Origin of the sequence: Pseudomonas sp. NPDC089996, assembly GCF_044748405.1 — a bacterium.
In the GTDB taxonomy this organism is placed as follows: domain Bacteria; phylum Pseudomonadota; class Gammaproteobacteria; order Pseudomonadales; family Pseudomonadaceae; genus Aquipseudomonas.
Genome location: NZ_JBIVGA010000005.1, coordinates 323,473 through 336,350 on the forward strand (window position 1 = coordinate 323,473; position 12,878 = coordinate 336,350).

The following is a 12,878-nucleotide window of genomic DNA, read 5'->3' on the forward strand; positions in this document are numbered from 1 at the left end:
CATGCGTGTATCGCTCAACGAAATCCAGGTGATGTGCCGCAAGGCATTCGAAGGCATGGGCTTTGCCCCAGGCGACTGCGAGGACGCCGCCGAACTGGTGGGATGGCTGCACGTACAGGGGCTGGACGGCATCGGCACGCTGGCGCAGGCGCTGGACTACCTGCAAGGCGAGGCCCGTCAGCCTTTCACCCTGAGCTACGAAGACAGCACCCTGCTGGTACTCGAAGCCCACGGCCAGAGCGTGCTGCGCTGCACGGCAACGGCGGTGGAGCTGGTACTGGACAAGGCAGTACGCCGTGGCCAGGCGCTGCTGCAGATCCATCATTGCCACAACCGCCTGTTGCTGCTGGGCTACCTGAGCAAGGCGGCGGAGCGCGGGCTGCACGTGCAGGCCCGCTGGGAAGACGCGCGCCAGCGCCACCTGGCCGACTTCAGCGCAGGCGAGCAACGTCCGGTGCTGCGCAGTGATGCCCAGCCCGTCACTGTCGAAGCGTTCGAGCAAGGCATCACGGTGCTGTTCACCCGGCCAGCCGACCCTCTCCCGCTGCTTGGCAGCACTCAGCCCATGACCAACCAGGGGTTCAGCGTCAATGAAGGCACCTGGCAGCGGCTCAAGCAATTGTCCGATCTGATCCTCGTCGAAAGCACCGAAGCCTCCCGCCGCCATGGCGCCGGCGGCGGCAGCGATGCCGACTGACCCCCGCACACTCAGGAAACCGTTCAATGAAACAGGCGATCAAGACCGACCTTTACGCCTCCAAGGCGCCGCTGGAGTGGGCCGTCGTCGGCAACGGCACGCTCTACACCGCCCAGATCCCCATCGATGCCCAGGGCCAGGTGGTCGCGGGCGGCATCGAGGCGCAGACCCGCCAGACCCTGGACAACCTGCGCCACACCCTGGAGGCCGCCAGCAGTTCGCTGGATGCGGTGACCCAGGTGCTGATCTACGTCACCGATCGCAGTTACCTGGCCACGGTCAACCGCCTGTACGGCGACTACTTCCAGCCCCCCTACCCCAATCGCGCGGCGGTGGTGGTGGCAGGCCTGGCCCGTGAGGAGATGCTGGTGGAGCTGGTGGTGTACGCCTGCCTTTGAAATCCAGCGGGTTTTTATCCGCTAAAGATTGGTCCGGGGTTTGTTAAAGCGCCTCGTCCGAATAACCGAAAGTTTTTGCAGAGCAGCGCAACCTTCTCCAGTCACATGTGAACACAGAACGTTCTGTGTCTGACTTGAGGTAACCGATCATGGCTAACAATCAAGACAAAGATAGAAATCAGGGCAGCAGCAACCAGGCCAATGCAGGCGATGCTGGCCAAAAAGGCAGCCAGGGCGGCATGGCTGGTACGCAGAAAGGAGGCCAGCAGGCCGGGCAAAAGCCTGACGACAAGATGGACAAGGATTGGGAAAAGTCCAGGGATACAGGGCGCCAGGGTGGACAGGCTGGACAGGCTGGCGGTAAGCAGACTCCGTCGGACACTGGCCGCATGGGCGGCACCCAGCACAAAGACAAGGATCGTTGAGTCAACGGTTGGCGCCAGTGCGACGTCAGTCGCACTGGCGCATCAGGTTTCTGCTGCACACCATCCAGAACGCCCCCCTGAAGCGCTGTCCTCACGCTCGCCTATCAGGCCATTACGGCAGGCGCATGCGTAATCCGCTTCAGCCCGAGTTGAGAAGTTCAGTACGAGCCTGAGCTTGTCGATCGTGTCGTAGAGGTCGTAGCCGTTACCCAGAACCTTGGGGAAGCCTGCGAGCCTGGGCAGGCACTCTTTTTCCTGCGGTAGAGCGGGAACCACAACGAAGCGCGTCTGCATGACCATCCCTCTTCTTGGCAGCTCTTTAGTATTAGTCGCATTATGTGAATGCATCAAGGCGACTCATACTAGATTTTCGCGCCTGCAGAGGCCCGTCACATCTCGACCTGAGTGCCGAGTTCGATCACCCGGTTGAGCGGCAGCTTGAAGTACTTGAGGGTGCTGTTGGCATTCTTCAGCAAGAACGCGAACAGGTGCTCGCGCCAGTGCGCCATGCCCTTCTGCTTGCCGGCGATGACCGTCTCGCGGCTGAGGAAATAGGTGGTGCGCATGGCGCCGAATTCCAGGCCAGCCTGCTGGCAACGGCTCAGTGCCAAGGGCACGTCGGGCTCTTCCATGAAGCCAAAGTGCAGGCACAGACGGAAGAAACCATCGCCAAAGACTTCGACCTCGCAGCGCCGGGCGGCAGTGACCCGCGGCTCGTCTTCGAATACCACGGTCAACAGCACCACCTGCTCATGCAGCACCTGGTTGTGCAACAGGTTGTGCAGCAGCGCATGGGGCACCGCCTCCGGCCGCGCCGACAGGAACACGGCCGTGCCGCTGACCCGGTGCGGTGGCTGTGACTGCAGGCTGGCGATGAACTGCTGCAGCGGCAAGGCACTTTCGTCCAGGCGTTCGACGATGATCGTGCGACCGCGCTTCCAGGTGGTCATCAGCACGAACAGCGCCACCCCGGCGACCACCGGGAACGCGCCGCCCTGGAGGATCTTCGGGGCATTGGCGGCAAAGTACAGGCTGTCCACCAGCAGGAAGCCCAGCAACATCGGAACTGCCAGCCAGCGCGGGGCCTTCCACAGCAACAGCACCACCGCTGAAGCCAGCAACGTGGTGATCAGCATGGTGCCGGTCACCGCTACGCCATAGGCCGCCGCCAGTGCCCCGGACGACTCGAAACCGACCACCAGCAGCACCACGCCAACCATCAGTGCCCAGTTCACCATGCCGATATACACCTGCCCTTGCTCCTCGCTGGAGGTGTGCTGGATGAACATGCGCGGGACGTAGCCCAGCTGGATCGCCTGGCGGGTCAGGGAAAACGCGCCGGAGATCACCGCCTGCGAGGCAATGATCGTGGCCAGGGTGGCCAGCCCGACCATAGGCAACAGGGCCCAGTCGGGCGCCAGCAGGTAGAACGGGTTGCGCACCGCTTGCGGGTTGCCGAGGATCAACGCGCCTTGGCCAAAGTAGTTCAGCACCAGCCCCGGCAGCACCAGCAGGAACCAGGCCCGGGCGATGGGCTTGCGGCCAAAGTGCCCCATGTCGGCATACAGCGCTTCGGCGCCGGTCAGCGCCAGCACGACCGCGCCGAGGATGGCCACGCCCATGCCCGGGTGCAGCACGAAGAACTTTACCGCCCACGCCGGGTTCAGCGCCTGCAGCACCTCCGGGCGTTGCACGATGCCGTGGATGCCCAGTGCGCCGAGCACGATGAACCACAGCACCATGACCGGCCCGAACAGGATGCCGATGCGCGCAGTGCCGTGCTTCTGGATCAGGAACAGCGCCACCAGCAACACCACCGCCAGCGGCACGACCCAGTGCTCGATCCCGTCGAAGGCCAGTTGCAGGCCCTCCACGGCCGACAGCACCGACACCGCCGGGGTGATCATGCTGTCGCCATAAAACAGCGCGGCGCCGAACAGGCCCAGCAGCACCAGCACCTTGCTCAGCCGCTTGTACGGCGCCGCGGCACGGTGCGCCAAGGCCGTCAGGGCCATGATGCCGCCCTCGCCCTGGTTGTCGGCACGCAGGATGAACAGCACGTACTTGAGCGACACCACCCACAGTAACGACCAGAACACCAGCGACAGCACACCGAGCACGCCGGCGCTGTTGGCCTGCACGCCGTAGTGCCCGGCGAACACTTCCTTGAGGGTGTACAGCGGGCTGGTGCCGATGTCTCCATACACCACACCGACTGCGGCGACGAGCATGCCGATGGCGCTGGATTTGCTGGAATGGGGAGGGTTTGCTGCGACGGCGGACTGGCTCACGAAAAGGGCTTCTCTGGGCTGGGGGTAGAAATGCATGCCATCCTTGAGCATCGCGCGGTCAGTATCCTCGCCGGCCGCCAGGGCAGCCGTAAAAAGAGCGTAAAAAAGAGACCCTTGTTTGGGTTCGAAGTGTTCCTCTTGAGCGTTTCAGCGCCTGTGAAATCGAGCGCCGCCCGCGCGGCGCTCGATCTCACAGGCGCTGCAAATCTCCCGGCAGGCACCTGATGGCCTTTGTGCTGTATGGTTGCTGCGAGCGATTAACCCCCGGAGACCCCTATGTTTCGCGCCTTTGAACGCTGGCTCGACCCCTTCCCGCCCGACGAGGCGCCGCCGCCCCCGGTCGGCCTGCTGCGTTTCCTGTGGGCCTGCACCCGTGGAGCCCGCGGCTATATCCTGGCACTGGCGCTGTTCAGTGCCGGTGTGTCGATCTACGAAGCCTGGCTGTTCTCTTTCCTTGGCCAGGTGGTCGACCTGCTCTCGCACTGGCAGGCCGGCGAAAGCGTGAGCGCGGAAGAAAGCCGCGTGTTGTGGGGCGTCGGCCTGCTGCTGATCGCCAGCATCGTGCTGGTAGGCTTGCGCACCCTCATGCAGCACCAGGTGCTGGCGATCAACCTGCCGCTGCGTCTGCGCTGGGACTTCCACCGCTTGATGCTGCGCCAGAGCCTGTCGTTCTTTTCCGACGAGTTTTCCGGGCGGGTCACCACCAAGGTGATGCAGACCGCACTGGCGGTGCGTGAAGTGCTGTTTACGGTGATCGAGATCGTGCCGGGCATCGGCGTGTACTTCATCGCCATCATCGCCCTGGCTGGCGGTTTCGCCGCCAAGCTGATGCTGCCGTTCATTGCCTGGCTGGCATTGTTCGGCCTGGCCATGCTGTATTTCGTGCCGCGCCTGGGCAAAGTCGGCCAGGAACAGGCGCACGCGCGCTCGTCGATGACCGGGCGTGTTTCCGACGCCTACACCAACATCACCACCGTAAAGCTGTTTTCTCATTCCAAACGCGAAGCGCACTTCGCCCGGGCTGCCATGGAAGACTTCAAGCAGACCGGCTTTCGCCAGATGCGCCTGGTCAGCCAGTTCGAGATCGTCAACCAGGCGCTGGTGGTCGGGCTGATCTTCGCCGCCGGCGGTTACGCCCTGTGGCTGTGGCACCAGGGCCAGGTCGGCACCGGTGCGGTGGCCGCGATCACCGCCATGGCCTTGCGCATCAATGGCATGTCGCACTGGATCATGTGGCAGATGACTTCGCTGTTCGAGAACATCGGTACCGTGCAGGACGGCATGGCCACCCTCACCCGCGGGCCCAAGGTGCAGGACGCGCCGAATGCCGGCGTGCTGGAAACTCGCGGCGGCGCGGTGACCTTCGACAACGTCAGCTTCAACTACAACGGCGAGCGCCAGGTGCTCGATGGCCTGAGCCTGAACATCCGCCCGGGCGAAAAGGTCGGCCTGGTGGGCCGCTCCGGCGCCGGCAAGTCGACGCTGATCAACTTGCTGCTGCGCTTCTATGACGTGGACCGCGGCGAGATCCGCATCGACGGGCAGAACATCGCCCGCGTCACTCAGGACAGTCTGCGCAGCGCCATCGGCATGGTCACCCAGGATACCTCGCTGCTGCACCGCTCGATCCGCGACAACATCGCCTATGGCCGGCCCGAGGCGAGCGAGGCGCAGATCCAGCGCGCCGCCGTCAACGCCCAGGCCGATGGTTTCATCCGCCAGCTCAGCGACCGCGACGGCCACAGCGGCTACGACACCCTGGTGGGCGAGCGCGGCATCAAGCTGTCAGGCGGCCAGCGGCAGCGTATCGCCATCGCCCGGGTGATGCTCAAGAACGCCCCGATCCTGCTGCTGGACGAAGCCACCAGCGCCCTGGACTCGGAAGTCGAGGTCGCCATCCAGGAGAGCCTGGACGAGATGATGCAGGGCAAGACCGTGATCGCCATCGCCCATCGGCTGTCCACCATCGCCGCCATGGACCGGCTGATCGTCATGGACGAGGGGCGCATCATCGAGCAAGGCAGCCACGGCGAACTGCTGGCGAAGAACGGCACCTATGCGCGGCTGTGGCAGCACCAGAGCGGCGGTTTTCTGGGTGAGGATCAGGGGGTGGTCGAGGTGCTGGATTAGCGGCTTCAGCCGCGAACGCTGGCGAAGCGGGTGCCATCCACCGCTTCGTCAGCGTCTCAGTCATCTGGCTTACCAGTTCATGGCAGACCTCCTCTCTGGGCGCCGTATCCGGGCATTTCAGTTCTCGCCGATGCAGGTGCCGGAGCTGGTGCGGTAGTTCAGTACCTGGGTCTGGTCGTGCGAGTCGAGGTAGGTGAGCCGGGCATTGACCACCCCGCAAGTCGGCGCTGCGTCCTGGCTGGTCGACAACACTTTCTTGATGTCCAGCTGGGTGCCATAGGTGTAGTCGCGGCCATTGTCGGCGGCTTCGGCACGGGCGGCCAGGGTGCAGACGTTCAGGGCGGCAAACAGGCAGGCGGCGTAGACGGCTTTGCGGTTCATGGTGATGCTCTCCGGGCTTCAATGGGTTTTTGAACCGAGGCGTTACTGCATCGCTTCGATGGAGCCCATTAAAAGCCGGTAAAGTACCTGGCTTGTGTCACGCCCCCTGGCGGATCAAATCACAGCGTATCCGCAGCAGGGCTGGATACGTTGCGATACAAACCGGCGCGCTACCGCTCTAAACGGCGCGTTCTATCGATCACGCTGATGATTACTATCGAACGGCGCGCCTGTCAGGTTGGCAAGAGCGGCTTTTATAATCGCCTTCAATTTCTCCCTCCCCTTCGCCTGCAACAGGCGACTTCACCTTGGAATCAGGACAATGCCAAGCGACAGCCAGGCCTCACACGGCCGTCCCGAACATGATCAACAAAGCGTCAGGCAGCAGTGGCTGGCGATACTCTCGGTCGCCGTGGGCGCCTTTGCCCTGGTCACCAGTGAGTTTCTCCCGGTCGGTGTGCTCAACGATGTCGCCAGCGACCTGGGTATCAGCGCCGGCCACGCCGGTCTGATGGTGACCCTGCCCGGCATCATGGCCGCCCTCGCCGCCCCGCTGCTGTCGGTGGGCATCGGCGCCATGGACCGGCGCTACCTGCTGATCGGCCTGACGCTGATCATGATCATCGCCAACGCGGTGGTGGCCTACGCCAGCGACTTCAGCCTGCTGCTGTTCGGCCGCGTGCTGCTGGGCGTCAGTATCGGTGGCTTCTGGGCCACCGCCATCGCCCTCAGCGGCCGCCTGGCGCCCAAGGGCGTGAGCGTGGCCCGGGCCACCTCGATCATCATGGCCGGCGTGACCCTGGCGACGGTGCTGGGCGTGCCCGTGGGCACCTGGCTGAGCGGCCTGATGGGCTGGCGCATGACCTTCCTGGTCACCGCACTGGTGGGCGTGCCGGTACTGCTGGCGCAGTTGTTCCTGCTGCCGCGGCTCAACCCGGACAAAGCCATTGCGCTGCGTGACCTGCCGGCGCTGTTCATCAACCCGCAAGCCCGGGTCGGCTTGATCGCCGTGCTGCTGATCGGCCTGGCGCACTTTGCCGCGTACACCTATGTTGCGCCGTTCTTCAAGCAAAGCTCCGGCTTCGATGGGCCGACCATCGGCTCGCTGCTGCTGCTCTACGGTGTGGCCGGGGTGATCGGCAACCTGTTCGCCGGCTACGCCGCCAACCAGAGCGTGCGCCACACGCTGATGCTGGTGGCGGTGATGATCGGCGTCAGCACCGCGCTGTTCCCGTACTTCGCCACCGGCCTGACCGGCGCGGCGATGCTGATCGCGCTGTGGGGCTTTGCCTTCGGCGCCTTCCCGGCCTGCTCCAGCATCTGGATGTTCGTGGTGGCACCGAAGGACGTGGAACGCGGCATGCCGCTGTTCGTTGCCATGTTCCAGGTGATCATCGCGCTGGGTTCGTTCTTTGGCGGGCGCATCGTCGACCAGCTGGGCAGCTCGGTGCTGTTGAGCCTGGCCACGGCCCTGGTCGGCTGCGGGTTTGTCACGGTGCTGGTGCTGGGGCGCAATGTCAGCAACAGCCTGGCGGCACAGGCAGGCTGACGGATCGGATACTCAGGGGCCGTTACGAATGGCCTTGCGATATTCCCCCGGCGCCCGGCCGGTCCATTTGCGGAACGCCTTGCGAAAATTGGCCGCCTCGGAAAAACCGACCTGGGCGGCCAGGTCGTCCATGGGCATGTCGCTTTGCTGCAGGAACTCGATCGCCAACGCGCAGCGCACTTCATCCAGCACGCTCTGGTAGGTGCGCTGGTAGTCTGCCAGACGCCGGTGCAGGGTACGCGTCGACATGCCCAGGCTGCGCGCTACCACCTCCACCCCCGGGAAACGTCCGTTGCGGCTCAGGCAGGCCATGCGCACCGACTCGACCAGGTCGGATTCGTCCGGCAGGTTGGCGACCAGTTGCTGGCAGAAACCCATGCTCATCGCCGAGGTGATCGGGTTGGCGTTCGGGCAAGGCAACTGCAGCACGCTCGCGTCGAAACGCCACTCCATGACCGGGCTGTCGAACTCGACCGGGCAATGGAAGAACGCTTCATAACATTGCCAATGCTCAGGTGCCGGATACGGCAGCAACAGCCGCCGGGACGGGAACGGCTTTTCCAGCACGCACTGGACCAGCGAATGGATGGAGGCGAACCAGAATTCGCTCGCCAGGGGCATCAATTCGCCCAGGGCGTAGAAGCCTTGGCCAATGAATACGCCCTCGTCGCCTTCCAGCCGGAACGACTTCTGGAAGATTGGCCCGAGCAGGCGGATGTGCCGGATGCCGAACTCGACTGCCTGGCCGAACGTCTCGCTGCTGACCAGCGCGTAGCCGAAGATCCCGAAGTCGCTCAGGCGCTGCCTGGCACCTGCCCGCAGGCCGCTGTCAGCGTGGCGCATCAAGCGTTGCATGTTGGCAAACACCGCCAGCTTCTGCCGATGGGAAATGCGCGTGGCCGGATCCAGCATCTGTTGCGGCGATAGCTCGGTATCCGCCAACAACCCCAGGGCATCGACGCCCTGAGCCTGCAGCTCGGCTACCAGGGCCGGCAGCCCAAGCATGTTGTGTTGCGGGACATCCATGGCAGTGCCATAGCTGCCTACGATCAGCTGGGTCATGCAAGGGTCTCCGTTTGCACATTGGCAGAAATTAACCCCCACGCTGGCACATTACAACCTCCCGCCGCCGCCCCCCTCGTTGCATCTTTAGCCTCGTTGATTCACCGAAGAAAAATAATAAGACCCGAGGCTGTCATGAGAAGACTGTTCGCCCCTGCCCTTGCCACGCTCCTGCCGCTGACTGCCTTGCCGGTGTTCGCCAGTGACGCCCCCCTGAACACCGTGCGTATCGGCTATGCCGACATCCAGTTCAACACCGACTCGGGCGACATGACCAGCATGCCCGGCATGACCCCAGAGCATGTCCAGGCCACTGTGCGTGATACCGGTACCTTGGCACTGATCTACGAGCGCAGGCTGGCTGGCCCCTGGTCGCTGGTATTGCAAACCGGCGCACCGCCTGTCATCAGCTTCGACGGTGCAGGCGCCGCCCAACCGCTGGGCAAGGTCGGCAGCGCCCGGGCCTGGTTCCCCGCCGTGCTGATCGCCTACAACTTCGAGGTGTTCGGCGTGCAGCCCTATATTGCCTTGGGGGTCAACTACACCTGGTTCAGTGAAGAGAAGATGACCGCCGCCTACAACACGGCGTTCGGTGGCACCTCCAGCACCTCCAGGCTGGACGACTCGTTCGGCGCCGTGGCCAAGGTTGGCGTGGAGATTCCTCTGACGGACAACTGGAGCGCCGGGTTCTCCTATTCACGCTACTGGATCGATACCACGGCCACCATCAAGACCCAGACCCCGGGCGTGGGCGAGGTCAAGCGCAAGATCGACGTCGAAGCAGACCCTGACGTCTATTCGTTCACCGTCGGCTATCACTTCTGAACCCGCCGCAGCCCTTACGGAGCCCAGACATGAGCACTGGAAAAATGAACACCACGTTCGACTACATCGTGATTGGCGGTGGCTCGGCAGGTTGTGTGATTGCCAGCCGGTTAAGCGAGGACCCTGCCATCAGCGTCTGCCTGATCGAGGCTGGCGGCCGTGACAAAAGCGTGTTGATCCACGCGCCCGTGGGGGTGGTCGCGATGTTGCCGACGCGCATCAACAACTGGGCCTTCCAGACCGAACCGCAGGCCGGCCTGAACGGCCGACGCGGTTACCAGCCGCGGGGCAAGACCCTTGGCGGCTCCAGCTCGATCAACGCCATGCTCTACGTGCGCGGGCACCGCCAGGACTACGACCAGTGGGCCGCCATGGGCAACCAGGGTTGGTCGTATGACGAGGTGCTGCCGTACTTCGTCAAATCCGAACACAACCAGCAGGTGAACGACGCCTATCATGGCCAGCACGGTCCGCTCAGCGTCACCGAGGTGAGCTGCCCGAGCCCGCTGAACGCCGCGTTCATCCAGGCCGCCGAAATCCATGGGATCCAGCGAACGCCGGATTACAACGGCGCCAATCAGGAAGGCGCGTTCATGTATCAGGTCACCCAGCGCAATGGCGAGCGCTGCAGTGCCGCCAAGGCGTACCTCACACCCAACTTGCACCGCCCTAACCTCACCGTACTGACCGGCGCCGTGGTCGAGCGAGTGCTGGTGGAAAGCAAACGCGCCACGGGCGTGCAGTTGCGCCAGGGCAGCGAGCGCGTCGTGCTCAAGGCGCGCCACGAGGTGGTGCTGAGCGCCGGCAGCTTTGGATCGCCGCAACTGCTGATGCTCTCGGGTATCGGCCCGCGCGAGGAACTGCACAAGCACGGCATCGCCCTCACCCACGAACTACCGGGGGTAGGCGAAAACCTGCAGGATCACATCGACTATGTGTTCACCTACCGCAGCCCCGACAAAGCCGACACCTTCGGCTGCTCACCCACCTTCAGCTGGAAGATGCTCAAGGCCATGGTTCAGTGGAAACGCGAGCGCAAGGGCCTGGTGACCTCGCCTTTCGCCGAATCGGGGGCGTTCTTCAAAAGCCAACCGACCCTGCCCGCCCCCGACCTGCAGTTGATCTTCGTCCCGGCCATCGTCGATAACCATGCGCGCAACCTGCGCCTGGGCCACGGGTTCAGTTGCCACCTGACCCTGCTGCGCCCGAAAAGCCGCGGGACCGTTCGGCTTGCCAGTGCCGACCCGATGGCGGCGCCGCTGATCGACCCGCGCTTCTTCAGCGACCCGCAGGACCTGGACGTGCTCATGCGCGGCGCCGACGTACAGCGCGCCATCCTCGATGCCACGCCGCTGACGCCGTATCGTGGCAAGCCTCTGTATCCCCTGCATCAACACGACCGCCAGGCCGTCGAGCAGGACATCCGCAACCGCGCCGACACCCAGTACCACCCGGTTGGCACCTGCAAGATGGGCCACGACCCGCTGGCAGTGGTGGATGACCAGCTGCGCGTGCATGGCATCGCCGGCCTGCGCGTGGCAGACGCCTCGATCATGCCTACCCTGATCGGCGGCAATACTAATGCACCGAGCATCATGATCGGTGAGAAGGCGGCGGACATGCTGCTGCGCAGCCGCCAGGAGGGCACGCGATGAACGATCTGGCACACCTCGGCGACACGGCCGAAATCGAGCACATGCAACGGGTGCTGACCCGCCAACGCGCGGCATTCAACGCTCAGCCCGAGGTTCCGCTCAAGGTTCGCCTGGAGCACCTCAAGCGTCTGGTCGGCGCCATCCGCCGGTACCAGCAACCTATCGTCGCGGCGCTGAACGCCGACTTCGCTGGCCGTGCCGCCTTCGAGACGCTGCAGATCGAAGTGCTCGGCCCGGTATTGCACGCCCGCCACGCCATCGCCCACCTGCGGCGCTGGATGAAGCCGCAGCGACGCAAGACCGAACTGCTGTTCCTGGGCAACCGCGCCTGGGTCGAGTACCAGCCCAAGGGTGTGGTGGGTATCGTGGGCACCTGGAATTTCCCCTTGTACCTGACCCTGGGACCGCTGATCACCGCGCTGGCGGCCGGCAACCGGGCGATGATCAAGGTCTCGGAGTTCGCACCGCACAGCCGCAAGGTGCTGCAGGCCCTGCTTGCCGAGGTGTTCGACGAGGACCACGTGGCCGTGTTCGGCGGCGAGTTGTCCGCCGCCCAGGCATTCACCGGGATGGCGCTGGATCACCTGGTGTTCACCGGGGCGCCGCAGGTCGGCCACCATGTCATGCGCGCCGCCGCCGACCATCTGGTGCCAGTGACCCTGGAGCTGGGTGGCAAGTCGCCGGCGTTGCTCGGTGAAGGTGCTGACCTGGCGGACGCGGCCTTGCGCATCGCCCATGGCAAGGGCTTCAACGCCGGCCAGGTGTGCGTGGCGCCGGACTATGTGCTGGTCCCCGAAGGCAAGGCACAGTTGTTCGCCGAAGCGGTGAAGCGGGCATTCGAACGGTTGTACCCGGACCCGGCCACCAGCGCCGACTACACCAGCATCATCAGCGACCGCCATGCCCAGCGCCTGCAGGCACTGCTCGCCGACGCCCGGGCCAAGGGCGCAACGGTACTCGCTTGCCACAGCTCGCACGACGCGCCAAGACGCCTGCCCCTGCAGGTGATCACCGGGGTGAGCGACGACATGCGGGTCGCGCAGGAGGAACTGTTCGGGCCACTGTTGCCGATCATCGAGTACCGTGACCTGGACCAGGCCATCGCCTACATCCAGGCCCGCCCGAGGCCTCTGGCGCTCTACCCCTTCGGGCTGGACGCAGCGCAGACCAGGCGCTTGCTCACGCACACCCACAGTGGCGGCGTAACCCTGGACGACTGGGCGTGGCATGTGTTCCAGCACGACCTGCCCTTTGGCGGCGTGGGCAACTCCGGGATGGGCTCCTACCATGGCGAGGAAGGCTTCCGCGCCTTGTCCCATGGCAAGTCGGTATTCAAGCGCCAGCGCTGGTTCCCGACCCAGCTGTTCCATCCTCCCTATGGCCGCTGGGTTCAGCGCCTGGTGGTGAGGTTCTATCTTGGCAAGGGTTGGTAAGCCCAGGCGGGCGGGCGGCTGGGCGTGACACG

The 12,878-nt window shown here is 64.4% G+C and carries 13 protein-coding genes; 9 read left to right on the forward strand and 4 right to left on the reverse strand.

The genetic code is table 11. From position 1 onward, the window contains the following. Position 1: 1 nt before the first annotated feature. From ACIPW4_RS11545 to ACIPW4_RS11555, 3 genes are all read left to right on the forward strand, one after another. Positions 2 to 697: a DUF3726 domain-containing protein gene (locus tag ACIPW4_RS11545; protein ID WP_400657840.1), complete on the forward strand. Its 696-nt coding sequence runs from the start codon at positions 2 to 4 to the stop codon at positions 695 to 697. Between the two features lie 26 nt (positions 698 to 723). Continuing rightward, positions 724 to 1,095, forward strand: coding sequence for a RidA family protein (locus ACIPW4_RS11550; protein WP_400657842.1), 372 nt, complete (start codon positions 724 to 726; stop codon positions 1,093 to 1,095). Positions 1,096 to 1,244: 149 nt separating this feature from the next. After that, positions 1,245 to 1,520, forward strand: coding sequence for a hypothetical protein (locus ACIPW4_RS11555; protein ID WP_400657844.1), 276 nt, complete (start codon positions 1,245 to 1,247; stop codon positions 1,518 to 1,520). Positions 1,521 to 1,562: 42 nt separating this feature from the next. Here ACIPW4_RS11555 and ACIPW4_RS11560 read toward each other — a convergent pair whose 3' ends face one another. Next, positions 1,563 to 1,820 carry a hypothetical protein gene (locus ACIPW4_RS11560; RefSeq protein ID WP_400657846.1) on the reverse strand — a complete coding sequence of 86 codons (258 nt, stop codon included), beginning with the start codon at positions 1,818 to 1,820 and terminating at the stop codon, positions 1,563 to 1,565. Between the two features lie 89 nt (positions 1,821 to 1,909). Beyond that, entirely contained in the window at positions 1,910 to 3,751 is a 1,842-nt protein-coding gene (locus tag ACIPW4_RS11565) for a potassium transporter Kup (RefSeq protein ID WP_400657968.1), read from the reverse strand. Positions 3,752 to 3,841: 90 nt separating this feature from the next. Between ACIPW4_RS11565 and ACIPW4_RS11570 the strand changes: the two genes are divergently transcribed. After that, entirely contained in the window at positions 3,842 to 4,036 is a 195-nt protein-coding gene (locus ACIPW4_RS11570) for a hypothetical protein (protein WP_400657848.1), read from the forward strand. Between the two features lie 51 nt (positions 4,037 to 4,087). Then, positions 4,088 to 5,941: an ABC transporter ATP-binding protein gene (locus tag ACIPW4_RS11575; RefSeq protein ID WP_400657850.1), complete on the forward strand. Its 1,854-nt coding sequence runs from the start codon at positions 4,088 to 4,090 to the stop codon at positions 5,939 to 5,941. 117 nt (positions 5,942 to 6,058) lie between these two features. On the opposite strand, the gene ACIPW4_RS11580 is transcribed toward ACIPW4_RS11575, so the two are convergent. Then, positions 6,059 to 6,322 carry a DUF2790 domain-containing protein gene (locus ACIPW4_RS11580; protein ID WP_400657852.1) on the reverse strand — a complete coding sequence of 88 codons (264 nt, stop codon included), beginning with the start codon at positions 6,320 to 6,322 and terminating at the stop codon, positions 6,059 to 6,061. A gap of 322 nt (positions 6,323 to 6,644) precedes the next feature. Between ACIPW4_RS11580 and ACIPW4_RS11585 the strand changes: the two genes are divergently transcribed. After that, positions 6,645 to 7,871 (forward strand): MFS transporter, encoded by a 1,227-nt coding sequence (locus ACIPW4_RS11585; RefSeq protein ID WP_400657854.1) that lies wholly within the window; start codon positions 6,645 to 6,647, stop codon positions 7,869 to 7,871. A gap of 12 nt (positions 7,872 to 7,883) precedes the next feature. Here ACIPW4_RS11585 and ACIPW4_RS11590 read toward each other — a convergent pair whose 3' ends face one another. Next, a complete protein-coding gene (locus tag ACIPW4_RS11590) occupies positions 7,884 to 8,933 on the reverse strand; it encodes an AraC family transcriptional regulator (RefSeq protein WP_400657856.1) in 1,050 nt (349 codons plus the stop codon). Between the two features lie 135 nt (positions 8,934 to 9,068). On the opposite strand from ACIPW4_RS11590, the gene ACIPW4_RS11595 reads away from it, so the two are divergent. Genes ACIPW4_RS11595 through ACIPW4_RS11605 form a run of 3 tightly spaced genes read left to right on the forward strand, consistent with a single transcriptional unit; the run spans position 9,069 to position 12,846 of the window. Continuing rightward, positions 9,069 to 9,758: an OmpW family protein gene (locus tag ACIPW4_RS11595; RefSeq protein WP_400657858.1), complete on the forward strand. Its 690-nt coding sequence runs from the start codon at positions 9,069 to 9,071 to the stop codon at positions 9,756 to 9,758. A 29-nt stretch (positions 9,759 to 9,787) separates the two neighbouring features. Next, positions 9,788 to 11,413, forward strand: a complete 1,626-nt coding sequence (locus ACIPW4_RS11600; protein ID WP_400657860.1) for a GMC family oxidoreductase — start codon at positions 9,788 to 9,790, stop codon at positions 11,411 to 11,413. Next, the gene (locus ACIPW4_RS11605) at positions 11,410 to 12,846 is read left to right on the forward strand and encodes a coniferyl aldehyde dehydrogenase (protein WP_400657863.1); all 1,437 of its coding nucleotides are present in this window, start codon (positions 11,410 to 11,412) and stop codon (positions 12,844 to 12,846) included. Before ACIPW4_RS11600 ends, ACIPW4_RS11605 begins: the two co-directional genes overlap by 4 nt. Positions 12,847 to 12,878 lie beyond the last annotated feature (32 nt).

Coding starts and splice junctions, on each gene's coding strand:
- ACIPW4_RS11570 (WP_400657848.1), top strand. CDS start 3,842: ATGCATGCCATCCTTGAGCATCGCGCGGTCAGTATCCTCGCCGGCCGC.
- ACIPW4_RS11585 (WP_400657854.1), top strand. CDS start 6,645: ATGCCAAGCGACAGCCAGGCCTCACACGGCCGTCCCGAACATGATCAA.
- ACIPW4_RS11575 (WP_400657850.1), top strand. CDS start 4,088: ATGTTTCGCGCCTTTGAACGCTGGCTCGACCCCTTCCCGCCCGACGAG.
- ACIPW4_RS11580 (WP_400657852.1), bottom strand. CDS start 6,322: ATGAACCGCAAAGCCGTCTACGCCGCCTGCCTGTTTGCCGCCCTGAAC.
- ACIPW4_RS11555 (WP_400657844.1), top strand. CDS start 1,245: ATGGCTAACAATCAAGACAAAGATAGAAATCAGGGCAGCAGCAACCAG.
- ACIPW4_RS11565 (WP_400657968.1), bottom strand. CDS start 3,751: ATGCTCGTCGCCGCAGTCGGTGTGGTGTATGGAGACATCGGCACCAGC.
- ACIPW4_RS11550 (WP_400657842.1), top strand. CDS start 724: ATGAAACAGGCGATCAAGACCGACCTTTACGCCTCCAAGGCGCCGCTG.
- ACIPW4_RS11545 (WP_400657840.1), top strand. CDS start 2: ATGCGTGTATCGCTCAACGAAATCCAGGTGATGTGCCGCAAGGCATTC.
- ACIPW4_RS11560 (WP_400657846.1), bottom strand. CDS start 1,820: ATGGTCATGCAGACGCGCTTCGTTGTGGTTCCCGCTCTACCGCAGGAA.
- ACIPW4_RS11605 (WP_400657863.1), top strand. CDS start 11,410: ATGAACGATCTGGCACACCTCGGCGACACGGCCGAAATCGAGCACATG.
- ACIPW4_RS11600 (WP_400657860.1), top strand. CDS start 9,788: ATGAGCACTGGAAAAATGAACACCACGTTCGACTACATCGTGATTGGC.
- ACIPW4_RS11590 (WP_400657856.1), bottom strand. CDS start 8,933: ATGACCCAGCTGATCGTAGGCAGCTATGGCACTGCCATGGATGTCCCG.
- ACIPW4_RS11595 (WP_400657858.1), top strand. CDS start 9,069: ATGAGAAGACTGTTCGCCCCTGCCCTTGCCACGCTCCTGCCGCTGACT.